At 64.0% G+C, this 24499-nt stretch carries 23 protein-coding genes and 3 tRNA genes; 16 read left to right on the top strand and 10 right to left on the bottom strand.

Annotated elements, in window-relative coordinates; all coding sequences use genetic code 11:
• Positions 1-38 precede the first annotated feature (38 nt).
• Together APH44_RS09360 and APH44_RS09355 are read right to left on the bottom strand one after the other, a co-directional pair.
• Positions 39-115, bottom strand: a tRNA-Pro gene (locus APH44_RS09360).
• 81 nt (positions 116-196) lie between these two features.
• Complete coding sequence (locus APH44_RS09355) at positions 197-418, bottom strand: YgdI/YgdR family lipoprotein (protein ID WP_054892416.1); 222 nt, start codon at positions 416-418, stop codon at positions 197-199.
• 162 nt (positions 419-580) lie between these two features.
• Between APH44_RS09355 and moaB the strand changes: the two genes are divergently transcribed.
• Both moaB and glp read left to right on the top strand, forming a co-directional pair.
• Complete coding sequence (gene moaB / locus APH44_RS09350) at positions 581-1120, top strand: molybdenum cofactor biosynthesis protein B (protein ID WP_054892415.1); 540 nt, start codon at positions 581-583, stop codon at positions 1118-1120.
• Positions 1104-2330 carry a gephyrin-like molybdotransferase Glp gene (glp, locus tag APH44_RS09345; RefSeq protein ID WP_054892414.1) on the top strand — a complete coding sequence of 409 codons (1227 nt, stop codon included), beginning with the start codon at positions 1104-1106 and terminating at the stop codon, positions 2328-2330. The genes moaB and glp overlap by 17 nt, the downstream gene beginning before the upstream one ends.
• On the opposite strand, the gene APH44_RS09340 is transcribed toward glp, so the two are convergent.
• Complete coding sequence (locus APH44_RS09340; protein WP_054892413.1) at positions 2319-3554, bottom strand: glycosyltransferase family 4 protein; 1236 nt, start codon at positions 3552-3554, stop codon at positions 2319-2321. The two genes, glp and APH44_RS09340, sit on opposite strands and share 12 nt — an antisense overlap.
• A 182-nt stretch (positions 3555-3736) precedes the next feature.
• Between APH44_RS09340 and yegS the strand changes: the two genes are divergently transcribed.
• Entirely contained in the window at positions 3737-4624 is an 888-nt protein-coding gene (gene yegS / locus APH44_RS09335; RefSeq protein WP_054892412.1) for a lipid kinase YegS, read from the top strand.
• Here the strand turns inward: yegS and APH44_RS09330 are convergent.
• The 3 genes from APH44_RS09330 to APH44_RS09320 form a co-directional block, all read right to left on the bottom strand.
• Positions 4608-5264: a response regulator transcription factor gene (locus tag APH44_RS09330; protein ID WP_054892411.1), complete on the bottom strand. Its 657-nt coding sequence runs from the start codon at positions 5262-5264 to the stop codon at positions 4608-4610. The genes yegS and APH44_RS09330 overlap by 17 nt on opposite strands.
• Positions 5257-6150, bottom strand: coding sequence for a sensor histidine kinase (locus tag APH44_RS09325; RefSeq protein WP_054892410.1), 894 nt, complete (start codon positions 6148-6150; stop codon positions 5257-5259). Before APH44_RS09325 ends, APH44_RS09330 begins: the two co-directional genes overlap by 8 nt.
• Before the next feature lie 426 nt (positions 6151-6576).
• Entirely contained in the window at positions 6577-7095 is a 519-nt protein-coding gene (locus tag APH44_RS09320; RefSeq protein ID WP_054892409.1) for a hypothetical protein, read from the bottom strand.
• Positions 7096-7449: 354 nt separating this feature from the next.
• Between APH44_RS09320 and APH44_RS09315 the strand changes: the two genes are divergently transcribed.
• The 5 genes from APH44_RS09315 (at position 7450) to APH44_RS09295 (ending at position 12926) form a co-directional block, all read left to right on the top strand.
• Positions 7450-8385: a chemotaxis protein CheV gene (locus APH44_RS09315; RefSeq protein WP_054892408.1), complete on the top strand. Its 936-nt coding sequence runs from the start codon at positions 7450-7452 to the stop codon at positions 8383-8385.
• A 63-nt stretch (positions 8386-8448) separates the two neighbouring features.
• Entirely contained in the window at positions 8449-9252 is an 804-nt protein-coding gene (locus APH44_RS09310) for an MOSC domain-containing protein (protein ID WP_054892407.1), read from the top strand.
• A gap of 99 nt (positions 9253-9351) precedes the next feature.
• The gene (locus tag APH44_RS09305) at positions 9352-10035 is read left to right on the top strand and encodes a response regulator transcription factor (protein WP_054892406.1); all 684 of its coding nucleotides are present in this window, start codon (positions 9352-9354) and stop codon (positions 10033-10035) included.
• Positions 10032-11357 carry an ATP-binding protein gene (locus APH44_RS09300; RefSeq protein WP_054892405.1) on the top strand — a complete coding sequence of 442 codons (1326 nt, stop codon included), beginning with the start codon at positions 10032-10034 and terminating at the stop codon, positions 11355-11357. The genes APH44_RS09305 and APH44_RS09300 overlap by 4 nt, the downstream gene beginning before the upstream one ends.
• Before the next feature lie 168 nt (positions 11358-11525).
• On the top strand, positions 11526-12926 hold the full coding sequence (locus APH44_RS09295; RefSeq protein WP_054892404.1) for an aspartate aminotransferase family protein: 1401 nt from the start codon (positions 11526-11528) through the stop codon (positions 12924-12926).
• A 40-nt stretch (positions 12927-12966) separates the two neighbouring features.
• Here the strand turns inward: APH44_RS09295 and APH44_RS09290 are convergent, their stop codons facing one another.
• The 3 genes from APH44_RS09290 to APH44_RS09280 all read right to left on the bottom strand — a co-directional run bounded on the left by APH44_RS09290 (position 12967) and on the right by APH44_RS09280 (position 16860).
• Positions 12967-14013 (bottom strand): ornithine cyclodeaminase, encoded by a 1047-nt coding sequence (locus APH44_RS09290; protein ID WP_054892403.1) that lies wholly within the window; start codon positions 14011-14013, stop codon positions 12967-12969.
• Positions 14014-14031: 18 nt separating this feature from the next.
• A complete protein-coding gene (ctlX, locus tag APH44_RS09285; RefSeq protein WP_054892402.1) occupies positions 14032-14949 on the bottom strand; it encodes a citrulline utilization hydrolase CtlX in 918 nt (305 codons plus the stop codon).
• A gap of 147 nt (positions 14950-15096) precedes the next feature.
• Positions 15097-16860 carry a sigma-54-dependent Fis family transcriptional regulator gene (locus APH44_RS09280; protein ID WP_054892401.1) on the bottom strand — a complete coding sequence of 588 codons (1764 nt, stop codon included), beginning with the start codon at positions 16858-16860 and terminating at the stop codon, positions 15097-15099.
• A gap of 223 nt (positions 16861-17083) precedes the next feature.
• Here APH44_RS09280 and APH44_RS09275 point away from each other — a divergent pair, with 223 nt between their 5' ends.
• The 6 genes from APH44_RS09275 to APH44_RS09250 are packed head-to-tail and all read left to right on the top strand — an operon-like array spanning position 17084 to position 23000.
• Entirely contained in the window at positions 17084-18178 is a 1095-nt protein-coding gene (locus APH44_RS09275; protein ID WP_054892400.1) for an ABC transporter ATP-binding protein, read from the top strand.
• Entirely contained in the window at positions 18178-19275 is a 1098-nt protein-coding gene (locus tag APH44_RS09270) for an ABC transporter ATP-binding protein (protein WP_054892399.1), read from the top strand. Before APH44_RS09275 ends, APH44_RS09270 begins: the two co-directional genes overlap by 1 nt.
• Positions 19272-20135: a carbohydrate ABC transporter permease gene (locus tag APH44_RS09265; RefSeq protein ID WP_054892398.1), complete on the top strand. Its 864-nt coding sequence runs from the start codon at positions 19272-19274 to the stop codon at positions 20133-20135. The genes APH44_RS09270 and APH44_RS09265 overlap by 4 nt, the downstream gene beginning before the upstream one ends.
• Before the next feature lie 3 nt (positions 20136-20138).
• On the top strand, positions 20139-20939 hold the full coding sequence (locus APH44_RS09260) for a carbohydrate ABC transporter permease (RefSeq protein WP_054892397.1): 801 nt from the start codon (positions 20139-20141) through the stop codon (positions 20937-20939).
• A gap of 12 nt (positions 20940-20951) precedes the next feature.
• A complete protein-coding gene (locus APH44_RS09255; protein WP_054892396.1) occupies positions 20952-21224 on the top strand; it encodes a DUF2160 domain-containing protein in 273 nt (90 codons plus the stop codon).
• Positions 21225-21260: 36 nt separating this feature from the next.
• Positions 21261-23000, top strand: coding sequence for an ABC transporter substrate-binding protein (locus tag APH44_RS09250; RefSeq protein WP_054892395.1), 1740 nt, complete (start codon positions 21261-21263; stop codon positions 22998-23000).
• Positions 23001-23129: 129 nt separating this feature from the next.
• On the opposite strand, the gene folD is transcribed toward APH44_RS09250, so the two are convergent.
• Positions 23130-23984: a bifunctional methylenetetrahydrofolate dehydrogenase/methenyltetrahydrofolate cyclohydrolase FolD gene (gene folD / locus APH44_RS09245; protein WP_054892394.1), complete on the bottom strand. Its 855-nt coding sequence runs from the start codon at positions 23982-23984 to the stop codon at positions 23130-23132.
• Between the two features lie 288 nt (positions 23985-24272).
• Here folD and APH44_RS09240 point away from each other — a divergent pair.
• Together APH44_RS09240 and APH44_RS09235 are read left to right on the top strand one after the other, a co-directional pair.
• Positions 24273-24349, top strand: a tRNA-Arg gene (locus tag APH44_RS09240).
• 46 nt (positions 24350-24395) lie between these two features.
• Positions 24396-24471, top strand: a tRNA-His gene (locus APH44_RS09235).
• Positions 24472-24499: the final 28 nt, after the last annotated feature.

The raw sequence follows: 24499 nt of genomic DNA, 5'->3' as shown, positions 1-24499 counted from the left end.
CGAAAAAGCCCGCACTAGGCGGGCTTTTTCGAAGGATCTGGTCGGAGAGACAGGATTCGAACCTGCGGCCTTCTCGTCCCGAACGAGACGCGCTACCTGGCTGCGCTACACTCCGATTTCGAAAATCCTACTGCATCGTATTTTTGAACGCAAGCCCTTGTTGTTAAAAGGCCGTTTGCTCAAAACGAGGTGCAGATCAGAGCTCTTTCACGGTGCGAATCTGATCTTTGTTGATGCGTGTACGCTTGCCATCGAGTTGTTCGAATTCGTAGAAGCCGGAGTCTTCGTCATAGGAAGGTTTGTCCACGGCCTGAATCTCGCGGCCGTCGTTCAACGTGATGACGGTTGGCGAAGCGCAACCGGCGAGGGTGGCCAGGCCCAGGGCGAGCATGAAGGCGGGAATTGTCCGTTGAATCATCGTGTTTCTCCAGTGCGATGGTGCTTGATGACGTTATGACGCGAGGCGTCCTTGCAAAGTTCCTCGCATAGTCGAGCATAGCGGCAATCAGCGGGCATTGACCAAGAACAAGGCTGCGCTGTGATATAACTGGCGCATTCTTTCCCCCTGCGACGGACCCTCATGAAAGCCAAGGCAGATACCCCCTTCGTGCCGTTGAACATTGCCGTGCTGACGGTCAGCGACACCCGTACCTTCGACAACGACACCTCCGGACAGATGTTCGTCGATCGCCTCAGCGCCGCAGGCCACCGCCTTGCAGAACGGGTGCTGCTCAAGGATGACCTCTACAAGATCCGCGCCCAGGTCGCCACCTGGATCGCCGACGACCAGGTACAGGTGGTGCTGATCACCGGCGGCACCGGCTTCACCGGCCGCGACAGCACCCCCGAAGCCGTCGCTTGCCTGCTGGACAAGCAGGTCGATGGCTTCGGCGAGTTGTTCCGACAGATCTCGGTGCCGGACATTGGCACCTCCACCGTACAGTCCCGCGCCCTTGCGGGCCTGGCCAACGGCACCCTGGTGTGCTGCCTGCCCGGCTCGACCAATGCGGTGCGCACGGGCTGGGACGGCATCCTCGCCGAGCAGCTCGACGCCCGCCATCGTCCCTGCAATTTCGTCGCGCACCTGAAGCAGGCGCAGGCCTGTGACAGCCGTGGCTGAGGCTGCGCCGAGCCGGCCGTTGATGCCGGTGGAAGAAGCGCTGGAGCGCCTGCTGGCGCTGGCCGAGGCGGCGCCGATCAGTGAAACCGAAGAGGTCGAGCTGGCCGATGCCGAAGGCCGTGTACTGGCGCAGGACCTGTTCGCCAGCGTCGACCTGCCGCCCTGGCCGAACAGCGCCATGGACGGCTACGCCCTGCGCCTTGCCGACTGGCAGGGCGAACCGCTGCCGGTGAGCCAGCGCATCTTTGCCGGTCACGCTCCGGCACCGCTGCAACCTGGCACCTGCGCGCGGATCTTCACCGGTGCGCCGCTGCCTGCAGGTGCCGACTGCGTCGAGATGCAGGAAAACGCCGAGGTGCTCGACGATGGCCGCGTGCGCTTTGTCGAAGCTTTGGCGCCGCACCAGAATGTGCGCCCCCAAGGCCAGGAAACCCGCGCTGGCGAGCAGGTGATGAACGCCGGCACGCTGTTGGGCCCGATCGAACTGGGTCTTGCCGCCACCCTGGGCCACGGCCACCTGCGTGTGCGGCGCCGGGTGCGGGTCGCGGTGTTGTCGACCGGTGACGAGCTGGTCGAGCCGGGGCTGCCGCTGGGCCCGGGGCAGATCTACAACAGCAACCGCCGACTGCTGGTCAGCTGGTTGCAGCGCATGGGCTGCGAGGTCATCGATGCCGGCATCCTCGCCGATGACCTGGCGCTGACCCGCCAATGCCTGGCCAATCTGGGCGACGTCGACCTGATTCTTTCTACCGGCGGTGTGTCGGTAGGGGAGGCCGACTACCTGGGCATGGCCCTGCGCGAGGCTGGCGAGCTGGCGCTGTGGAAGCTGGCGATCAAGCCGGGCAAGCCACTGACCTTCGGGCATTTCCGTGGCGTGCCGGTGATCGGCCTGCCGGGGAATCCGGCGTCCACCTTGGTTACCTTCGCCTTGCTGACACGTCCCTACTTGCTGCGGCGCCTGGGCGTCGAGCAGGTCACGCCGCTGCGTTTCGACGTGCCGGCAGGTTTCGACTGGCCCAAGCCGGGCAATCGTCGCGAATACCTGCGGGCGCGGATCGAGGGTGGGCAGGTACGCATCTACTCGAACCAGAGCTCGGGTGTACTGCGCAGCGCAGCCTGGGCCGAGGGGCTGGTCGAGGTGCGTGAGGGCAGTACGGTGAGCCCTGGTGACAGCGTGACGTTCATCCCCTTCAGCGAGCTACTTGGCTAGCATCGTGCCGAGCGGCGCGGCCTGCGCCGGTGCCAATTGGGTCAGGCGCATGTGCACGTTCTCCAGTTGCTGGGCGGCAACGCTCCAGTCATGGCGCTGCCGGGCGAACTGTCGCCCGGCTTCCCCCAGTTGGCTCATGCGCCAGGGCTGGTTGAGCAACTGGGTCAGGAGCAGCGCCAGTTGGCTGCCGTCGTCACCGCCCAGGTAGTGCTCGCCATTGTTCACTGCCAGGCCCGAAGCGCCCTTGCCGGTGGTGATCACCGGCATCCCGGCGGCCATCGCCTCAAGAATCTTCACCTTCGACCCGCCGGCATAACGCAGCGGCGCGAAGAATAGCGCCGAGCGCCGTTGCACTTCGCGAAGATCGGGGCGGTAGCCAAGCCATTCGATGCGCGGGTCGTTCCAGTGCAGCTTCCAGTGCGCGGGCAGGGCGTGCCCGGCGATGGCCAGGCGCACTGCCGGATTGCTCTGCCAGACCTGGGGCAGGATGTCTTCCAGTGCCCACTCGATGGCTTCCAGGTTCGCGCCGTATTCGAAATTGCCGACGAACAACAGGCGCTGACTGTGCAGGGCCGGTTGCACATGCTGGTAGTGATCGCAGTCGACGCCATTGACCACCACGTTCACCGTCCGCCCGCTGATCTGCCCGATCAGTTCGGCGTCGTGCGGGCTGACCGCCACGACTTCGTTGGGCTGGCGCAGCACGCGCTGCTCCCAGCGCCGGTAGCGCCAGCGATCGAAGGCGTTGAGCGGACGCAACCACAAGGGCAGGCGATCATGGCAGGCTGCGCCCATCACCGACTCGAGGGTGTGTTCGCTGAGCAGGTAGGGCAGGCCGCGCCGTTGCAGGGCCTTCTCGAAGGGCTGGAAGGCGTAGCTGTGTTCGATCTGGATGACATCCCAGTGCTCGTCAAGCAACTGCTCGAAGCGGTGCCGAAGGCAGGGCGCCAAGCCATTGATGATGGCGCGCATGGGGTAGTCGATGATGGGCGAGGCGAGCAGGTTAAGCGGGCTCTGCACGGGGCGCCGTGGCAACACGATCAGGCGTTCGAGCAGCGGTTCGAGGGCTTGGCGCGCAGGATCGGACAGAGGCACCTTCGATTGCACCAGCAACGTGATGCGGTGGCCGTGATGTGCCAGTTCGCGCAGCAAGTGGTACTGGCGGGTCTTGCTGCCGCTGGTGGTGGGCCAGGGCAGGTAGGGCAATGTCCAGAGAATACGCATGACCGCTCCTGTCAGGTGAGGCTGCACAAGGGTCAATAATATGACTGTGTGGCGGGGCTCTTTTAAGCGTAGCCAATAATTTGTCGAGTGATGGCCTGGGTTGAATTTTGCGTTGCCGTGCAGCAATTGCCGGTTGCCTGTGGTCGAGATTGAGGTTGGCGTCTTCATAAGGAGAATCTCGTATGCACGGGCACAAGGCGATGTTGATCCTGCATGGCAAGCAGGCCATGAACGAAGAGGTGCGCAGCGCCGTGGGCGTGCGACGCGAGCGCGGGCAGGTACTGGATGTGCGCCTGACCTGGGAGGCGGGCGATGCCCGGCGTTTGGTCGAAGAAGCCCTGGCGGGCGGTTACACGCAAGTGGTAGCCGGCGGTGGCGACGGTACCCTTCGCGATATCGCCGAGGCCATGGCCCAAATGCAGGCCGACGCCAGCCTGGCCTTGCTGCCGCTGGGCACTGCCAACGACTTTGCCCGCGCCGCCGGTGTGCCTTTGGAGCCGGCGGCCGCCCTGGCCTTGCTGGATGTACCGGCCCGTCCCATCGACCTGGGGCGGGTGGGTGAGCAGATGTTCCTCAACATGGCCACCGGCGGCTTTGGCAGCCAGGTGACAGCCAACACGTCCGAAGACTTGAAGAAGGTACTGGGCGGGGCGGCGTACCTGTTCACCGGGCTGTCGCGCTTCAGTGAGTTGCAGGCCGCTTCGGCGACCCTGCACGGGTCTGATTTCCACTGGCAGGGGCAGTTGCTGGCCTTGGCCATCGGCAACGGTCGCCAGGCCGGCGGCGGCCATGTGCTGTGCCCCGAGGCGCTGGTCGATGATGGCTTGCTGGAGGTCGCGATTCTGCCTGCACCCGAGGCGATGGTGGGCGCACTGCGTGACTTGCTGACGGGCGAGGAGCTGTTCGTGCGTGCGCGCCTGCCCTGGGTCGAGATCGGCAAGGCCGAAGGGCTGGATATCAACCTGGACGGTGAGCCGTTGCAGGCCGGCAGCCTGCGTTTCGAGGCGGCGCCGGGCGCCCTGCGCGTGCACCTGCCCGCCGATTCGCCGCTGTTCAGTCGTCCAGGCTGATGATTTTCTCGCGCACCGCGAACAGCACCAGGCCCGCCACATCGTAGATCTGCAGACGCTTCATGATTTGCGAGCGGTGGGTTTCAACGGTCTTGATCGACAGCCCCAAGCCTGCGGCGATCTCGCGGGTGGACTTGCCACGCACGATCAGGCGCAGGATTTCCAGTTGCCGGGCGGTGAGGTTGTGGCGATCGCTGCTCGGCTGCTTGCTGGCCTGTGCGCGCAGCAGGGCCTGATTGATCACCGTGTGGGCGATGGCCGGGCTGAGGTAGCGCTCGCCGTTGCGCAACGCGGCGAGGGCGTGCTCCAGCTCGTTGGCGGTGGTGTCCTTGAGCAGGTAGCCGTGGGCGCCGCTTTCGAGGGCACGCATGATCAGGTCGGGGTCGGTGTGCATCGACAGGATCAGCACCTTGCAGGTGCAACCGTTTGCGCGCAATTGCGTCAGAGCGTCGAGGCCGTTGGTCGAGCGCATCGAGATGTCCAGCAGGACGATGTCGGGGCTCAGGCGCTGGACCATCTCCAGCAGGTGCTGGCCGTCGTCGGCTTCACCGACCACGGTGTAGTCGGGAATATCGGACACCAGTGCGCGCACGCCCGCACGAATCAGCGAATGGTCGTCGATCAACAGCAGTCTAATCATCGGTGGCGGGTGTCCTGGCACGTTCCTGGCTGCGTGCAGGCCAGGGGAACAGCGCTTCGATTCGGGTGCCCGCTCCGGGCTGGCTGGTCACGCTCAGGCTGCCCTGCAGGGCGGTGGCCCGCTCCTGCATGCCGGCCATGCCACGTTGCCCGACTTCGCCCGGTTTGCTGGCCGGGACGAAGCCCACACCGTCATCGAGGATCGTCAGCAGCAACCCGGCGGGGGTGCGTTGCAGGCTGATCAGCAAGTTGCGCGCCTGGGCATGGCGCAGCACGTTGGTGACCGCTTCCTGGGTGATGCGAAAGGCGGCCATGGTCACTTCCTCGGAGATGCCGCCCAAGCGCTGTTTGCATTCCAGGCTCCAGTGCACCTCGCTGTTCTCGAGGGCACGCAGCAGGTGCGCGCGCAGGCTGGCCTCCAGGCCCAGGCTGGCCAGTTGCCGTGGGTTGAGCAACGCCGAGACGTCACGCACGTTGCCCAAGGTGTCGTCGAGGGTCTTGCGCAGCGTGTCGCACTGCGCCTGCAGCGGTGCAGGCACGCGACGTTGCAACCAGTCGAGTTGAAGCTTGGCGGCGGTGAGCAATTGGCCGATGTCATCGTGCAACTCGCGGCTCAGGTGCTGGCGTTCGCTTTCCTGGACCTTGAGCATGCGGTCGGCCAGCTCCGCCGGCAGCAGGTTGATCGATCGAGCGCCACGACGCAGGTGCCAGCCGGCCCCGAGCAGGGCGGCCAACTGCAGCGCCAGGGCACCGGCCGATACAGGTTGCTCGTTGCTGTAGAGCACCAGGTTGGTGACCAGCGATGCCACGCACAGCACGGCGGTTGCCCCACGCAGCAAGGCGGTGCGAGAGCGACAACGCAGGGAAATCTTCAAGCGTGGGAGCATAGATAGGAAAGCCACTGAATTATTGCTGGCGCAGGTCGCCAATCTTTCTGGAGAATCGTGAATGTCCTGCCTTTCAACCAGGAACGAGCCCTGTTGTAAACGCTGAAGAGCCGTTGGGCGTTCGTTCATTTGCGCGCATGGTATCACTTCGAGTTGGTTTGGTCCCGGCTGGTTAGTTGCCTGAAACCAAGGTGTTTCCGAGGCATGGCAGTGGGGTGCAATGCCTGTAGAAGTGGCAATAAGCCATTATCCTTTGAGAAGGCAGTAACTTCCAAACTCAACTAACGCGGCGAGGCTGCGGAACTAGACAGAACTTGTACAAACTTGCCAAGTTGCCATGTGTTTGGGGCCGTCCAGTCAGACGAGTTACGTGGGGCCACATCACTAGGTTCTGTCTGAAATGTGTCTGCACATTTCAGACAGAACCTAGTCTTTGCGAGTTGATGTGCCGTAGGCGTGCTTGGGCTCAATGGGCATATTGAGCAGTTGGGGGTGCACGCAGTGGCGCTCGTTTTCGTCGCACAGGGCACAGGCCTGCGGGAGTGGTTGATCCAGCACACCCGCCAGGGTGACCAGCAGCAGGTGCTGCTCGCTGCTGTCCAGGTTCAGGTGTCCGGTGCGCTCATCGACCAGTTCCAGTTGCCAGGCCAGCAGTGTCAGGCAGTCGGCCAGTGCCGGTAGCGCGCCCTGCGGCAGGTTGCGGCTGGTGCAGCCAGGCGCCAGCAGGCGATGCAGGGCCGAGGCGTAGTGGGCGATCTCGAGTACGCCCGAGGCGTCTGCTCGACGGGCGAGTGTCTCGAGGGCTTTGCTCAGGCAATGGCAGGCGTCAGCGTCATTGCTGATCAGCTCCAGGTGTTGCAGGCATTCCTGGGACTCGTTCAGCAGGACCTGCGCATCCAGCAGGAAGTCCTGCAGGAGCGCTGTGTTCGAGAGCACCCGCTCCATCATGAAACTCCAACGTGCGGGGTTGGAGCAGGGGTTGGCCACACCGAGATGTTCGCTGACAAGAGCCTGACTCCGTTCATGCAGTGAGAATGGCGTCACATTAATGGCTAATGGATATTGCGAATATCAGGTTGCTCCCGATTGCTCCTAGGGGTTTCCCTGATGAGGTCTCAGAGGCAGTGGTACGTCCGCAGCGCGGCGGATGAGGAGGGATGTGGCAGCAGTAAAGCATGATGGTAAAGTGATATCAATCGCCGTTCAGGCATTTTTCTGCAGGGGTCAAGCTCCGGCAGATTGTGCCGATACAGGGCGGATGTATCCACTTTTTCCGGCACAGAGCCAGGGGGTTGCGCAATGGCTGGCATTCTCGACACGGTAGATCAACGCACGCAATTGGTAGGCGAGAACCGCCTGGAAATCCTCATGTTCCGCCTGGCGGGGCGACAGCTGTTCGCGATCAACGTGTTCAAGGTGCAGGAGGTGCTGCAACTGCCCAAGCTGACCCTGATGCCGCAGCGCCACACCTTCGTCTGTGGCGTGGTCAACCTGCGCGGCCAGACGCTGCCGGTGATCGACCTGTCCCAGGCGATCGGCATGCGCCCGCTGCAGCCAGGGCCGGACAGCACCATCATCGTCACCGAGTACAATCGCTCGGTACAGGCCTTCCTGGTGGGCGGCGTCGACCGCATCGTCAACATGAACTGGGAAGCCATCATGCCACCGCCTACCAGTGCCGGCCGCCAGCATTACCTGACCGCGATCACCAAGGTCGACGAGAAACTGGTGGAGATCATCGACGTGGAGAAGGTGCTGGCCGAGATCGTGCCCTACAGCGCCAAGGTGTCGCGCGACAAGCTCGAAGACCCGGTGCTCGCCCGTGCCCGCGGTCGTGAAGTGCTGCTCGTGGATGACTCCAGCGTGGCCCTGGCCCAACTGCGTGACACCTTGTCGCAACTGGGTGTGAAGCTGCACATCGCCAGTGATGGCCTAAAGGCGCTGCGCATGCTCAAGGGCTGGGCCGATGCCGGAGAGGACGTCTGCGAAAAACTGCTGATGATCTTCACCGATGCCGAAATGCCGGAGATGGACGGTTACCGCCTGACCACCGAGATCCGCAATGACCCGCGTCTGCGCGGGCTTTACGTGGTGCTGCACACGTCGCTGTCGGGCAGCTTCAACGAGTCGATGGTGAAGAAGGTCGGCTGCGACAACTTCCTCTCCAAGTTCCAGCCGGACCGCCTGGTGGATGTGGTGCGTGAGCGTCTGTCGCTCGATCATGCGCCAGCCTGATACCTGCACACGCCCCGAGGTGGGTATAAGCTTGGCTTTTTGACTGGCACAAGGCGGGCGGGGATGTTTCTGAGTGCGTTGTATCGGTATCCAGTGAAGTCTTGCCAGGCGCAGAGCCTGGGCGAGTCGACGGTGGATGCCATGGGACTGTCGGGCGACCGGCGCTGGATGGTGGTCGAGCAGGACACCGGGCGCTTCCTTACCCAGCGTGCCTGGCCACAATTGGGACGGCTCACGGCCACCGGTGGCGATGAAGAAAGCCTGCTGCTGCAAACCCCTGGGCAGGCGCCGCTGACGGTCAAGGTGCCGGGTGCCGACGACGACCTGCGCGGGGTGACCATCTGGCGCGACACCTTGCGCGTGCCCGATGCCGGCGACGAGGCCGCCGCGTGGCTCAGCCAGATGCTCGGCAAGGCGGTACGTCTGGTGCACTGTCCGCAGCAGCGAGCACGCTACCTGCCCAGCGGCTATGGCCTCAACAGTGACCGTGCGGCCTTCCCCGACGGCTTTCCTTTATTACTGATCGGCCAGGGCTCGCTCGATGAGCTCAACCGGCGCATCGGCCGGCCGATGCAGATGCTGCGTTTTCGTCCCAACCTGGTGGTCGAGGGCGCCGAGGCGTTTGCCGAAGATGGCTGGAAGCGTATCCGTATCGGCGACCTGAACCTGCGGGTGCTCAAGCCCAGTGTGCGCTGCATCCTCACCACCCTCGACCCACAGACGGGTGAGCGCAGTAGCGACCGGGAGCCGTTGACCACCCTCAAGACCTTTCGTGAGCGGGAAGGGGACGTACTGTTCGGGCAGAACGTGGCGGTCGATGGCTGCGGGCGACTTGAAGTCGGCATGCCGGTCGAGGTACTCGAGTAATCGACGGCTGGCGCAGGCGACGAAACGCGGGGTGAGGTTCATAATCGGCGCTTAATCCCGTTTTGTTGCACTGCGCATCCACCTACCCGGAGATTTCCCATGCACGTACTGCTCTGCGAGGACGACGACCTGATCGCCAGCGGCATCTGCGCCGGTCTCACGGCCCAGGGCCTGACCGTCGATCGGGTCGCCAGCGCCTCGGCGGCACGTGCACTGCTCCAGGCAGCCCAGTTCGACGTGATGATCCTCGACCTGGGGTTGCCCGACGAAGACGGCCTCAAGCTGTTGCGGCGCCTGCGCCAGCAGGGCGAGGTGCTGCCAGTGCTGGTGCTCACGGCCCGTGATGCGGTCACCGACCGGGTCGATGGCCTGCAGGCCGGCGCCGACGACTACCTGCTCAAACCTTTCGACCTGCGCGAGCTGGCGGCGCGCCTGCACACGCTCCTGCGCCGCGTGGCCGGGCGCGCCGTGAATGTCATCGAGCACGGCCCCTTGGTCTATAACCCCAGCAGTTGCGAGGCGACCCTGGCCGGTCGTGCGGTCGATCTGTCCCGACGCGAGCAGGCCTTGCTTCAGGCCTTGCTGCAGAATCCCGGGCGCGTGCTGTCCAGCGAACAGCTCAAGGATTGCGTCTATGGCTTCAGCGATGAAGTCGAGAGCAATGCCCTGAACGTTCACATCCACCACCTGCGGCGCAAGCTGGGCAACAGTATCGTCGAGACCGTACGCGGGCTGGGCTATCGCCTGGGTGCAGCGCAGGCCCCGCAGGAGACCGCGCCATGAGCCTGCGGGTTCGTCTGTCGCTGATCCTGGGCAGTGCCTTCATCCTGATCTGGATCCTGGCCGCGGCCTGGATGTTGCGCGACCTGCGTCAGCAGATGATGTTCTCCCTCGACCAGCGCCTGGTGGCTTCGGCACGGATGGTGGCGGGCCTGGTTGACCAGTTGCCGCAGCCGCTGGGGGCCAAGGGCCGGGACGCGCACTTTGCGGCCGACCAGTTCAGTGTGCCGGACGGCATGGCCTGCCAGGTCAGTTCCCTGCGCGGCGAGATCCTGGCCAGCAACCACAAGCACGATGGCAGCATGGACGATCAGCGCAGCGGCTTCCGTGACCAGACGATCGATGGCAGTTCATGGCGCACCTTCACCTACAACCACGGCGATGTGCGGATCACCACGGCCGATCGCCATCAGGAACGCGAGGCGCTCAACCAGTCGATCCTGCTGGCCGCTTCGGCACCGGTGCTGATGGCCTTGCTCGGCAGCCTGGGGCTGCTGTGGATTGGTCTGGGCAAGGGGCTGGAGCCGCTCAACCGCATGCGCGATGCCCTGCGCAAGCGCCGAGCAGACAGCGTCGAACCCTTGCAGGTGGCGGGCATGCCCAGCGAGCTGCAGCCATTGCTGGAAACCCAGAACCAGCTATTCCTGCGGATCGCCCAGACCATCGAGCGCGAGCGACGCCTGACCGATGATGCCGCGCACGAACTGCGCAGCCCTCTGACCGCCATCAAGACCCACCTGCAAGTGGCGCGCATGACCGATGGAAGCGTGCGCGAGCAGGCCCTGGAGCACGCCGAGCAGGGCGCCGACCGCATGCACCGGACCTTGGAGCAACTGCTGATGCTGGCCCGGGTCGAGGGTAGCCTGTCGTTCGAAGATGGCGTGCTGTGCAGTGCCGAGCAAGTCGCGCGCCAGGCGGTGCAGGACGCCGGTGGCGGCGACAACCGGCGGATCGTCCTGCGCCTGCCCGAAGAGGCCACCCGCATCTACCTGGGCATGCCCGCGCCCTTGGCGGTGGCGGCGCTGCGCAACCTGCTGGACAACGCCCTGCGCCATGGTGGCAATGAGGCGGTGGAGCTGGAGGTGCAGATGGCTGATGGGCAGGTGGGCTTCCTGGTTCGCGATCATGGCCCGGGCATTGCCGACGAGGACCTCAAGCACCTGACCGAGCGTTTCTGGCGCAACAGCAAGAGTGTCGGCAGTGGGCTGGGGTTGGCGATTGTCCAGGCGATCGTCCAGCGCTGCGCGGGCAGCTTGCGTTTCGACAGTCGCAGTGACGGGCTGCGGGTCTGGCTGCAGGTGCCTGCGCGGGAGGCTCGGGCCTGATCATCGGTGCATGTGGCTTTTCGCGGGTGCGTCTGTGAAAAGCCACCTTGGCCCCAAAATGTGCTAAATCCACACCCTACTCAAGCGTCTCCCAAGCGATGACTTCCCGACACACATCCGGTTACAGGGACGTGGCGGGCATTCCTACTTGCTTGCGAGGGTTCGCCGATGTCTACCGCTTCCAGCCTTGCCCAGGCACTGCCGGCTGTTGCGCCGGAATCTCTGTACCAGTTCGAGGATTCAGCCTTGCTGCTGCGCCAGCAGCAACAGGAATCCAATGCCCGCAGCTACCCACGTCGCATTCCGCTGGCGCTCAAGCGCGCCCGGGGCATCCATGTCGAGGACGTCGAAGGCCGTCAGTTCATCGACTGCCTGGCCGGTGCCGGTACCCTGGCGCTGGGGCACAATCACCCGGTTGTGGTCGAAGCGATCCAGCGCGTGCTGGCCGATGAGCTGCCGCTGCACACCCTCGACCTGACCACGCCGGTCAAGGATCGATTCGTTCAGGACCTGTTTGCGGTACTGCCCGAGGCATTGCGTCGCGAGGCGAAGATCCAGTTCTGCGGGCCGACTGGCACCGATGCGGTGGAAGCTGCGTTGAAGCTGGTGCGTACCGCCACCGGGCGCAGCACGGTGCTGGCTTTCCAGGGGGCGTACCACGGGATGACCCAGGGCGCCCTGAGCCTGATGGGTAGCCTGGGGCCGAAAAAGCCCCTGGGTGCACTGCTCAACAGCGGCGTGCAGTTCATGCCCTATCCCTATGACTACCGCTGCCCGTTCGGTTTGGGCGGCGACGCGGGGGTGCGTGCCAACCTGCATTACCTGGAAAACCTGCTGCTCGACCCGGAGGCCGGGGTACAGCTGCCGGCGGCGGTGATTCTTGAGGTGGTGCAGGGCGAGGGCGGCGTGATTCCGGCCGATATCGAGTGGCTGCGCGGTGTGCGCCGTATCACCGAGCAGGCTGGGGTGGCGCTGATCGTCGACGAGATCCAGAGCGGCTTCGCCCGCACCGGGCGTATGTTCGCCTTCGAGCACGCGGGCATCGTGCCGGACGTGGTGACCCTGTCCAAAGCCATTGGCGGCAGCCTGCCGCTGGCGGTAGTGGTCTACCGTGACTGGCTCGACACCTGGGCGCCTGGGGCTCACGCCGGGACCTTCCGTGGCAACCAGATGGCCATGGCCGCAGGGTCGGCGGTGATCAATTACCTGGTGGAGCATCGCCTGGACGAACACGCCGCCGCCATGGGCCAGCGCCTGCGCGGCCATCTGCAGCACCTGCAGCGTGACTACCCGCACCTGGGCGATATTCGCGGTCGAGGCTTGATGCTGGGGGTCGAGTTGATCGATCCGGACGGTGCGCTGGATGCCCTCGGCCACCCGGCGTCCTCACGCAGCCTGGCACCGAAGGTTCAGCGCGAGTGCCTCAAGCGCGGCCTGATTCTCGAACTGGGCGGCCGGCATGGCGCGGTAGTGCGTTTCCTGCCGCCGCTGATCATCAGCGCCGAGCAGATCGACGAAGTGGCCGACCGCTTCGCCCGTGCCGTCCAGGCTGCAGTGGCCGGCGACTGATCCAGGCCTGCGGGGGCTGCGCACTACAGCCCCCGCTTTTTTATGCTGCGCTGGCGTTACGCGCCGCGGCTTTTGGTTGCAGCAGGGCGAACAGGTCCTTCGGGTTCTCGAGCTCGGGCACCAGGGCAATGTCGTGGCCGATATCCAGCGCCTTGGCCACATCCAGCACATAGCGCAGCGCCGAGTAGTCCTCCAGGGCAAAGCCCACCGAATCGAACAGGGTCACCTGCGCGGCGTTCTCGCGACCGGCAGCGATCCCTTCGACCACCTGCCAGAATTCTGTGGTCGGCGAATCCGCCGGCATCTGCTGGATTTCACCCTCGATGCGGCTCTGCGGTTCGTACTCGACGATCACCCGTGCGCGTTCGACGATCTCCCGGTGCAGTTCGGTCTTGCCCGGGCAGTCGCCGCCCACGGCGTTGAGGTGCATGCCCGGTTCGATCATCTCGGGGGTGAGAATGGTGGCATAGGCCTTGTCGGCAGTGACCGTGGTGACGATGTCGGCACCGCGTACCGCATCGGCCACGGATGCTGCGATGATCAGCTTGAGCTTGGGGTAGCCGGCCAGGTTGGCCGCGAGTTTCTGCGAGGCGGCGCGGTCGATGTCGAACAGGCGGATCTCTTCGATGCCCAGCAGGGTGTGGAAGGCGATGGCCTGGAACTCGCTTTGCGAACCGTTGCCGATCAGCGCCATGCTTCGGCTGTCCTTGCGTGCCAGGTAGCCTGCGGCCAGGGCCGAGGTGGCGGCGGTGCGAATAGCGGTGGTCAGGGTCATTTCGCTGAGCAGCACAGGGGCGCCGGTGTCGACATCGCCCAGCGCACCGAACGCCATCACGGTCAGCAGCCCGTTGTGGGTGTTCTTCGGGTGGCCGTTGACGTACTTGAAGGCGTACAGGCTGGCGTCGGACACCGGCATCAGTTCGATCACGCCATCGGGCGAGTGGTTGGCCAGGCGCGGGCACTTTTCGAAGTCGTGCCAGCGCAGGTAGTCGTCACGAATGTATTCGGCCATCTCGGCCAGGCAGGTGGGCATGCCCTTGCGGTTGACCAGGCGGGCGAGGTCTTGCACGTCGATATAGCGGGTCATGGAGTGCTCCTTTGGGGCTCAGTGGCGCGAGGGAAGGTGGATTTCGGCGAGCATGCAGCGTGCGCTGCCCCCGCCAATGCGTTCGATGTGGTCGATATCGACCACCAGCGGATGACTGTGGCGCTCGACCTGGCGGCGTTGACTGGCGTCCAGCGAGCGCCAGGCGTTGCGCGACATCACCAGCAGCGAGCGGCCGCTGCGGTCGTGCACTTCGAGCATGTTGCCGGCGAAGCCCTCCAACTGGTCGAAACCCAGTGCCAGGACCTCCTTGCCGGTGTCGCGCAGAGAATGTTCGAGGGTGCGGCGTTCGTCGGCGTGGGGCAGGGCGTCAAGGCAGGCCACAGCCAGGGTGCGGCCGACGTTCATCATCACGTTGCTGTGGTAGATCGGTGCCTGCTGGCGATCGAGGGCGTGGAACAGGCACAGGCGGTAGCCGAGGCATTCGGCGAACTGGCGCAGCGCCTGTTCGTGGGTGCGGCCGGAATGGCAGGCGTAGCTGATACGGTGCTCGCGATCCAGAACCATGCTGCCAGTGCCTTCAAGGAACAGATTCTGCTGTTCCAGTGGGCTGAGATCGATGGTGCGTTCGATGGCGAAGCGTTCCTCGATCACCTGCAGCACACCCTTTTCGCGCTCCAGGCGACGGTTGTGACCTTCCATCGGGTAGAGCACCAGGCTGCCATCGGCATGGCTGCTCCACCAGTTGTTGGGGAAGATCGAATCGGGGGTGTGCGGTTCGGGCGTGTCCTGCACCACCAGAACCTCGACGCCGTGCTGGCGCAGGGTCTGCACATAGCCGTCGAACTCCTCGAGGGCTTTGCTGCTGGCGGCGTCAGGGTCCAGCGGTGCGCTCTGGAAGCGGTTGGTCAGGGCGGTGTCGGGGTTGAAGGCGAACCGCGCCGGGCGAATCATGAGGACGGTATTTGTTGTTTGCATTGGGCACGCATCCACAGGTGGCTGTGTGTCCATTTTCCGGTGCGGAAGTAGGAAAAGCCTGCTGAACGGCAGGTGACGAGCAGCGGCTCCAGCTGAAATGGTGGGCGTTGCAGCGGAATCGGCTGCGCTGCACTGGCGCAGGCTGGCTCAGCCTGCGGCCGTCGAGCGCAGCCGCTTGTACAGTGTCGTACGGCTGATCCCCAGCGCCCGCGCCACCGAGGAAAGATTACCGTTGGCTTCGCGCAGCAGCGTGTTGAGGTCTTGCCCGGTGTCGGCCCGTTCGGGTGCAGGCAGGGGAGCCGAAGCTTCCACCAGGAACGCCGCTGGCAGGTGCTCTTCGCCGATGGCTTCAGGCCCTGCCAATGCCAGGGCCACCTGCATCACGGTCACCAGCTCGCGCAGGTTTCCCGGCCAGGGATGCTGCTCGAACAGCGCCAGCATCCGTGGCGACAAGCGTTGTACCTGTCCGGGTTCGCGGTAACGTGCATGCACCTGCTCGATCAGCGCCCGCCGATCGCTGCGCTCGCGCAACGGGGGCAGTACCAGTGCCAGCCCGGCGATGCGGTAGTAGAGGTCCTGGCGAAAACGTCCGGCGCGGACTTCGGCAGCCAGGTCGAGGTTGCTCGCCGAGACCACGCGAATGTCCACCGCCACCGGCTCACCACTGCCCAGCGGCTGGATGCAGCGCGACTGCAGCACACGCAGCAGTCGGGCCTGGGTTGGAAGGGGCATGTCGCCAATTTCGTCGAGAAACAGGATGCCGCCGTCAGCCTTGCGGATCAGCCCGGTGTTGCCTTTGTGGTGGGCACCGGTGAAGGCGCCTTTCTCGTAGCCGAACAGCTCCGACTCCACCAGTTCTGCCGGGATCGCCGCGCAGTTCACCGCGATCAGCGGCTGGCCGACACGGCTGCTGGCCTGATGCAGGGCATTGACGAAGACCTCCTTGCCGACGCCCGTCTCGCCCTGAATCAGCACCGGAATATCCTTCTCCAGCAGCAGGCCGGCCTGGGCCAGCGCCTTGCTCACGCGCGGGTCGCTGCTTGGCGGTGTGCTGCGCATGGGTTGATGCGGTGCGCGCCACTGGCAGTGGAAACGGTGGCGACCGGCGACTTGCAGGGCGAAGGCGCTCTCCTGAGGGTGGGCGAGGATCTGTTTGAGCGAGGTCTGGAACAGCTGTTCGAGCGTGCATTGCCGCGGATCCTGGCCCAGCAGGCTGTCAGCGCGATGATTGGCTGCCAGCACCAGACCACGTTCGTCGAACAGCAGCATGCCGGCCCAGGGGCTGTCGAGGTTGTCGGGTGCGGTATTGAACACCAGTTGCCCGTGCCGGTCGCCGTGGGCGGCGAGGATCAGGCGGTTCTCCAGGCTCTGGCCCATCATGCGCACCAGGCCGAGGGTCTGGGCGACGGGCAGGTAGCCATCGCTTGAGACATCCAGTACACCCACCAGGCGGCGCTCGGCATCGAACAGGGGCGCGGCGGCACTGGCCATGTAGCGGTTCTGGCGCAGGAAGTGTTCGTCCTGGCCGACGTGGATGGCCTCACCGCAGGCCAATGCCGTGCCCAGCGCGTTGGTGCCCACGCCGCGCTCCTGCCAGTGTGCACCGGGTGTGAAACCGTGCTGCTGGCGCGGTTCGACGAAGCGCCGCGTGCCCCAGGCGTCGAGCAGGCAGCCTCCGGCGTCGGCGAGCATCACCAGGTAGCTGGAATTGCCCAGCAGGTGTGTGTACTGCGGCAGCACGGCGTCGCGGGTCAGTTGCAGCAGGGCCTGGCGGTGCTCGAGCAGTTCGCTCAGTTGCGCGCCGGTCAGGCAGTCGAAATCCGGCGCGCTGTGCGGTTGCAGGCCGTATTCGCGGCAGCGGGCCCAGGAGGCCTGGATCAGGTGGGCGTGGGTCGGGGTATCAGCGGCCATGGGCCTGTCCCTGTGTGATTGTTGTTGTCGACGACCGCCCTTGAGTGTCGTTCACAACTGTTCATTGTCAATGCCGTGGTTGTTCAACTGTCCAGCGAAACTGTTCATTTGTGTTCGCAGGCGAACAGGGCGCTGCTGCGTGGAGCCGGTGCCAGAGCGTTCGGCGGTTTCTGGCACGGTTCTGGCTCCGTTCGGCGGACAACAATCACAAGAAGGCTACGCCATGACCCTGGTGCTGGAGCAGGTCAGCCGCCACGTCGATAACCAGGCCTGGATCGCCGAAGCCAGTCTGCGTTTCGAGCCGGGCTCGTTCAATGTGTTGCTTGGCCGTACCTTGTCTGGCAAGACCAGCCTGATGCGCCTGATGGCCGGCCTGGATCGGCCGGACAGCGGGCGGGTGCTGATGGACGGCGAGGACGTTACCGGGCGCCCGGTGCGTGAACGCAATGTGTCGATGGTCTATCAGCAGTTCATCAATTACCCCACCCTCAGCGTGTTCGAGAACATCGCCTCACCGCTGCGCCAGGCGCGCCTGCCAGAGGCGCAGATTCGCCAGCGGGTGCGCCAGACCGCCGAGATGTTGCGTATCGAAGCCTACCTGCAGCGCTTGCCGCTGGAGCTCTCCGGTGGCCAGCAGCAGCGCACGGCAATGGCTCGCGCGCTGGTCAAGGACGCTTCGCTGATCCTCTTCGACGAGCCGCTGGTCAACCTCGACTACAAGCTGCGTGAAGGGCTGCGCCAGGAGCTGCGCGCGCTGTTCGCCGAACGCAACTGCATCGCCGTGTACGCCACCACCGAGCCGAACGAAGCCTTGGCCCTGGGTGGCACCACCACCATCCTCCACGAAGGCCGGCTGCTGCAGAGCGGCCCGACCGCCGAGGTCTACCACAAGCCTTGCAACGTGCTGGCTGCCGAGCTGTTCTCGGAGCCACCGATCAACCTGGTCAGCGGGCGGGTCGCGGGCAACGAGGTGAGCCTGGCCGGCGCCGTGCACTTCGCCCGTACCGACGATCTGCGCGCCCTGGCCGATGGCGACTACCGCTTCGGTGTGCGCCCCAGTCACATCACCCTGGTGCCCTCCCATGACGACGACCTCGAGCTGACCGTGCTGGTCGAGCTGGCTGAAATCAGCGGCTCGGAGACCTTCCTGCATGTGCGCAACGAGCACTGGCGGATGATCCTGCACCTGCCGGGGGTGCATGAGTATCAGGTGGACACCCAGGTCCCGGTGTTCATCCCCACCCACAAGCTGTTCGTCTTCGACAGCACCGGTCAACTGGTACAGGCCCCCGGCCTGCGTCAGGGGAGGCGCCGCTGATGGCCGAGATCCGCTTGCATCGCCTGGCCCACAGCTACAGCCGCCAGCCCTCCGGCGCTGGCGACTATGCCTTGCACGAACTCGAGCATGTCTGGGAGCAGGGCGGGGCCTACGCCTTGCTCGGACCGTCCGGCTGCGGCAAGTCGACCTTGCTCAACATCATTTCCGGCCTGCTCAGTCCGTCCCAGGGCGAGGTTCAGTTCGACGGTCAACCGGTCAATGCGCTGTCGCCGCAGCAGCGCAACATTGCCCAGGTGTTCCAGTTCCCGGTGGTGTACGACACCATGAGCGTATTCGACAACCTGGCCTTCCCTCTGCGTAACCAGGGCCTGGATGAGCAGCGGGTGAGGGCGCGCGTCGAAGAGATCGCCGAGGTGCTCGACCTGGGGACGGTGCTGAAGAAAAAGGCGCGCAACCTGAGCGCCGACGAAAAGCAGAAGGTTTCGATGGGCCGCGGCCTGGTGCGCGACGATGTGTCGGCGATCCTTTTCGACGAGCCGCTGACGGTGATCGACCCGCACTTGAAGTGGAAGCTGCGGCGCAAGCTCAAACAGATTCACGAGCAGTTCAACATCACCATGATCTATGTCACCCACGATCAACTGGAGGCATCGACCTTCGCTGACAAGATCGCGGTGATGCACGGTGGGCGCATTGTCCAGTTCGGCACCCCGCGCGAATTGTTCGAGCGCCCGCGCCACACCTTCGTGGGCTACTTCATTGGCAGCCCCGGGATGAATCTGATCGAGGTGCGTGCCGAAGCCGATGGCGTGAGTTTCGGCGGTCTGCACCTGCCATTGCCGGATGGCCTGCGCGAGCGCCTCGCCGAGCAACCGCGCGAGCGCTTGCAGGTGGGGATTCGCCCTGAGTTCGTGCAGGTCTGGGACCGTCCGATCGATGATGCCTTCGAGGCCCAGGTCCTGGATATAGAAGACCTGGGCACCTACCGCATCCTCACCCTGGAGCTGGCTGGCGTCACCCTCAAGGCTCGCATGGGTGAGGACCGTCCCCTGCCTGAAGGGCGCGCGTGGGTCAGCCTGCCAGCGCAATGGCTGATGCTCTATGTCGATGACCTGCTGCTGGAGGCCACGCCATGAACAAGGTGCCGAACAACAAGGCCTGGTGGCTGGTGCTGCCGGTGTTCCTGCTGGTGGCCTTCAGCGCCGTGGTGCCGATGATGACGGTGGTCAATTACTCGGTGCAGGACATCTTCGACGCCTCCAACCGCTATTTCGTTGGCGCCGACTGGTACCGCCAGGTGTTGCGCGACCCAGCGCTGCACGATGCATTGCTGCGTCAGTTCATCTATTCGGGCTGCGTGCTGCTGATCGAGATCCCGCTGGGCATCGCCATTGCCCTGACCATGCCGACCAAGGGGCGCATGGCCTCGGTGTGCCTGATCATCATGGCCATTCCGCTGCTCATCCCGTGGAACGTGGTCGGCACCATCTGGCAGATCTTCGGCCGCGCCGATATCGGGCTGCTTGGCGCCACCCTGGCCAAGCTTGGGGTCAGCTACAACTATGCGGGCGATCCGCTGGATGCCTGGGTCACCGTGCTGGTGATGGATGTCTGGCACTGGACCTCGCTGGTGGCACTGCTGTGCTACTCGGGGTTGCGTGCCATTCCCGATGTGTATTACCAGGCTGCACGCATCGATCGCGCCTCGGGTTGGGCGGTGTTTCGCCATATCCAGCTGCCGAAGCTCAAGAGCGTGCTGCTGATCGCTGTGATGCTGCGCTTCATGGACAGCTTCATGATCTATACCGAGCCTTTCGTGCTCACCGGTGGCGGGCCGGGCAACGCCACCACGTTCCTTAGCCAGACCCTCACGCGCATGGCGGTAGGGCAGTTCGACCTGGGGCCGGCGGCGGCGTTCTCGCTGGTGTACTTCCTGATCATCCTGCTGGTGTCGTGGCTGTTCTATACCGCCATGACCCACGCCGACAAGGATTAGGCCATGACCTTGCGCAAAGCGGTGCCGCTGCTGCTGTACTTCTTCTTCCTGCTGGTGCCGATCTACTGGCTGTTGAACATGTCGTTCAAGAGCAACACCGAGATCTTGGGCGGGCTGACCCTGTGGCCGCAGGCGTTCACCTTTGACAACTATCGGGTCATTTTCACCGACCCGAGCTGGTACAGCGGCTACCTCAACTCGCTGTACTACGTGTGCCTGAACACGGTGATCTCACTGGCGGTGGCCTTGCCGGCCGCGTATGCCTTCTCGCGCTATCGCTTTCTCGGTGATCGCCATCTGTTCTTCTGGCTGCTGACCAACCGCATGGCGCCACCGGCGGTGTTCCTGCTGCCGTTCTTCCAGCTGTATTCGTCCATCGGCCTGTTCGACACCCACATTGCCGTGGCCCTGGCCCACTGCTTGTTCAACGTGCCACTGGCGGTATGGATCCTGGAGGGCTTCATGTCGGGGGTGCCGAAAGAGATCGATGAAACCGCCTACATCGATGGTTACAGCTTCCCGCGCTTCTTCGTGAAGATCTTCATACCGCTGATTGGCTCCGGGATCGGCGTGACGGCCTTCTTCTGCTTCATGTTCTCGTGGGTCGAGCTGCTGCTGGCGCGAACCCTGACATCGGTGAGCGCCAAGCCGATCGCGGCGGTGATGACCCGCACCGTGTCGGCCTCGGGTATCGACTGGGGGGTATTGGCTGCGGCCGGGGTGCTGACCATCCTGCCTGGCATGCTGGTGATCTGGTTTGTCCGCAACCATGTGGCCAAGGGCTTTGCCCTGGGTCGGGTATAGGAGGGCGCAACGATGGAGTGGATGGCCTGGACCTTGCCCACGGCGCTGTTCTTTGTCGCCGTCGGTGTGCTGCTGTCGTGCATGACAGTGTTCGAGCTGCGTCGCCCCTGCGTGGAGCGGCGCGGTTTCCTGCCGCTCGTCACCAGCCGTGGCGATCGGTTGTTCATCGGCCTGCTGGCCAGTGCCTACCTGCACCTTGCGGTGATCGGCGCCAGCGACTGGCCGCTGTGGGTGGCCTCGCTGCTGTCGCTGGCCTGGCTCGTGGTGGTGCTGCGCTGGGGTTAGCCCGGGGCGGCGGATCATTTCAATCGGGAGATCACAATGTTCGATAACGACAACAAGCGGCGACATTTGACTCTGGCCGCGGCGCTGCTGCTCGGCGGCCTGCAGGGCACGGCGTGGGCCGATCAGTACGAGGACGCGGCGAAAAAATGGATCGGCAGCGAGTTCAAGCCCTCCACCTTGAGTGCCGAGCAGCAGATGGCGGAACTCAAGTGGTTCATCAAGGCCGCCGAGCCGTTTCGTGGGATGAAGATCAACGTGGTGTCGGAAACCCTCACCACCCATGAGTACGAATCCAAGGTCCTGGCCAAGGCATTCAGCGAGATCACCGGCATCCAGCTCACCCATGACCTGTTGCAGGAAGGCGATGTGGTGGAGAAGCTGCAGACGCAGATGCAGTCGGACAAGAACATCTACGACGGCTGGGTCAACGATTCCGACCTGATCGGCACGCACTTTCGCTATGGCAAGGTGCAGTCGATCACTGACCTGATGGCCAACGAAGGCAAGGACTACACCTCGCCTACGCTCGACCTGAAAGACTTTATCGGCATTTCCTTCACCACCGCGCCAGACGGCAAGGTCTACCAGTTGCCTGACCAGCAGTTTGCGAACCTTTACTGGTTCCGCGCCGACTGGTTCGAACGCCCTGACCTGAAGGCCAAGTTCAAGGAAAAGTACGGCTACGAGCTGGGCGTGCCAGTGAACTGGTCGGCTTATGAAGACATTGCCAAGTTCTTCACCGAGGACGTCAAGGAGATCGATGGCAAGCGTGTCTACGGCCATATGGACTACGGCAAGAAAGATCCCTCGCTCGGCTGGCGTTTCACCGACGCCTGGTTCTCCATGGCCGGCGGCGGCGACAAAGGCCTGCCCAATGGCTTGCCGGTGGACGAGTGGGGCATTCGCGTCGAGGACTGCCACCCCGTTGGCTCCAGCGTCACCCGCGGTGGCGACACCAACGGCCCGGCAGCGGTGTTCGCGACGCAGAAGTACGTGGACTGGATGCGCGCCTATGCGCCGAAGGAAGCGCAGGGCATGACCTTCTCCGAGTCAGGCCCGGTGCCGGCTCAGGGCAATATCGCCCAGCAGATCTTCTGGTACACCGCCTTCACCGCCGACATGGTCAAGCCCGGGCTGCCGGTGGTCAACGCCGATGGCACGCCGAAGTGGCGCATGGCGCCGTCGCCGAAGGGGCCGTATTGGGAGGAGGGCATGAAATTGGGTTACCAGGACACCGGTTCATGGACCTTCTTCAAGTCCACCCCGGAGAAGCAGCGTCTCGCGGCATGGCTGTACGCGCAGTTCGTGACCTCGAAAACCGTTTCGCTGAAGAAGACCATCGTCGGTCTGACGCCGATCCGCGAGTCGGACATCAACTCCCAGGCCATGACCGAGATGGCGCCCAAGCTGGGTGGGCTGGTGGAGTTCTACCGCAGCCCGGCACGGGTGCAGTGGACCCCGACCGGCACCAACGTGCCTGACTATCCGCGCCTGGCGCAGCTGTGGTGGAGTCATATCGCCGAGGTGGCCAGTGGCGAGAAGACCCCGCAGGAGGCCCTCGACGGCCTGGCCCGTGACCAGGACCGCATGATGGAGCGGCTGCAGCGTTCCAACGCCCAGGCCACCTGTGCGCCCAAGCTCAACCCAGAGCGCGATGCCCAGTACTGGTTCGACCAGCCGGGTGCGCCGAAACCGAAGCTGGCCAACGAAAAGCCCAAGGGCGAGACGGTCAGCTACAACGAGTTGCTCAAGTCGTGGGAGGAGGCGCGCAAGTGATCAGTTGCCGAGCGTACTGACCTCCACGCGGGCAGCCCTGCGCTCCCGCGATAGCGTTGGTAGATTCACCGTTTAATGAAAAACGGCACCCTTGGGGTGCCGTTTTTCATTGCTGTGTGTCGAGAACGATTACTTGTGCAGCTCTTCAGCCGCATACAAGGTGTTCTCCAGCAGGCACGCACGGGTCATGGGCCCGACGCCACCTGGAACCGGCGTGATCCAGCCGGCGCGGGGCAGGGCGGTCTCGTAGACCACATCGCCCACCAGCTTGCCGTCTTCCTGGCGGTTGATGCCCACGTCGATGACGATGGCGCCTTCCTTGACCCACTCACCCTTGACCAGGCCCGGTTTGCCGGCCGCTACCACCAGCAGGTCGGCGCGGCCGACGTGGCCGGCCAGGTCCTTGGTGAAGCGGTGGCAGACGGTGACGGTGCAACCGGCCAGCAGCAGTTCCATGGCCATCGGGCGACCGACGATGTTGGAGGCGCCGACGATCACCGCGTTCATGCCGTACAGGTCTTGCCCGGTGCTTTCCAGCAGGGTGATGATGCCCTTCGGGGTGCATGGGCGCAGCAGCGGGATGCGCTGGGCCAGGCGACCGATGTTGTAGGGGTGGAAACCATCGACGTCCTTGTCCGGACGGATGCGCTCGAGCAGCAGCGAAGCGTCCAGATGCGCTGGCAGCGGCAGTTGCAGCAGGATGCCATCGACGGCCGGGTCGTCGTTGAGACGGTCGATCAGCTCGGTCAGGGCTTGCTGCGTGGTGTCGCTGGGCAGGTCGAACGCCTGGGAGATGAAGCCGACTTCCTCACAGTCCTTGCGCTTGTGCGAAACGTAGACTTGGGAGGCCGGGTCGGTGCCGACCAGGATCACCGCCAGGCCTGGCGTGCGCAGGCCTTGCTGGCGGCGCTCGGCGACACGTTGGGCGATCTGCTTGCGCAGGTTGGCGGCGATCGCCTTGCCATCTATAAGGTGTGCAGTCATAGACGCGTGATTAACCATCGAGAAGGGAACAATAAAGAGGGCGCATTCTCGCACGAGCCGGGCCGAGGGCAAAGGCGCGTGGTCGGGCAAATCCCCTAACCCCTTAAATAATTTAAATTTTTTTGAAAAAAGTGTTGACGACCTTTCGGCTCGTCTATAACATTCGTCGCACTTGTCGGGCACAACCTAGCACTGGTTAGCAAAGTCAGGCAGAATGAGCGGATTTGTTAGCTCGTTCGGTAAGGCTGAAAATTGATTTGCAATCGTAATGGAAAGCAGATTGAATATGCGCCCGTAGCTCAGCTGGATAGAGCATCCGCCTTCTAAGCGGATGGTCGCAGGTTCGAGTCCTGCCGGGTGCGCCATAAGGCAGCTTAGGCAAGCAAGTAGGTAACGTAACACCGCAATATGGTGGGCGTAGCTCAGTTGGTAGAGCGCTGGATTGTGATTCCAGTTGTCGTGGGTTCGATTCCCATCGTCCACCCCATATTCTTCGAAGGCGCCTTGATTGTATA

Source organism: Pseudomonas sp. NBRC 111143 (assembly GCF_001320965.1).
In the GTDB taxonomy this organism is placed as follows: Bacteria; Pseudomonadota; Gammaproteobacteria; order Pseudomonadales; family Pseudomonadaceae; genus Aquipseudomonas; species Aquipseudomonas machongensis.
The sequence above is the reverse complement of the archived record's forward strand: the minus strand, read 5'-3'. Positions and strand labels throughout refer to the sequence as shown.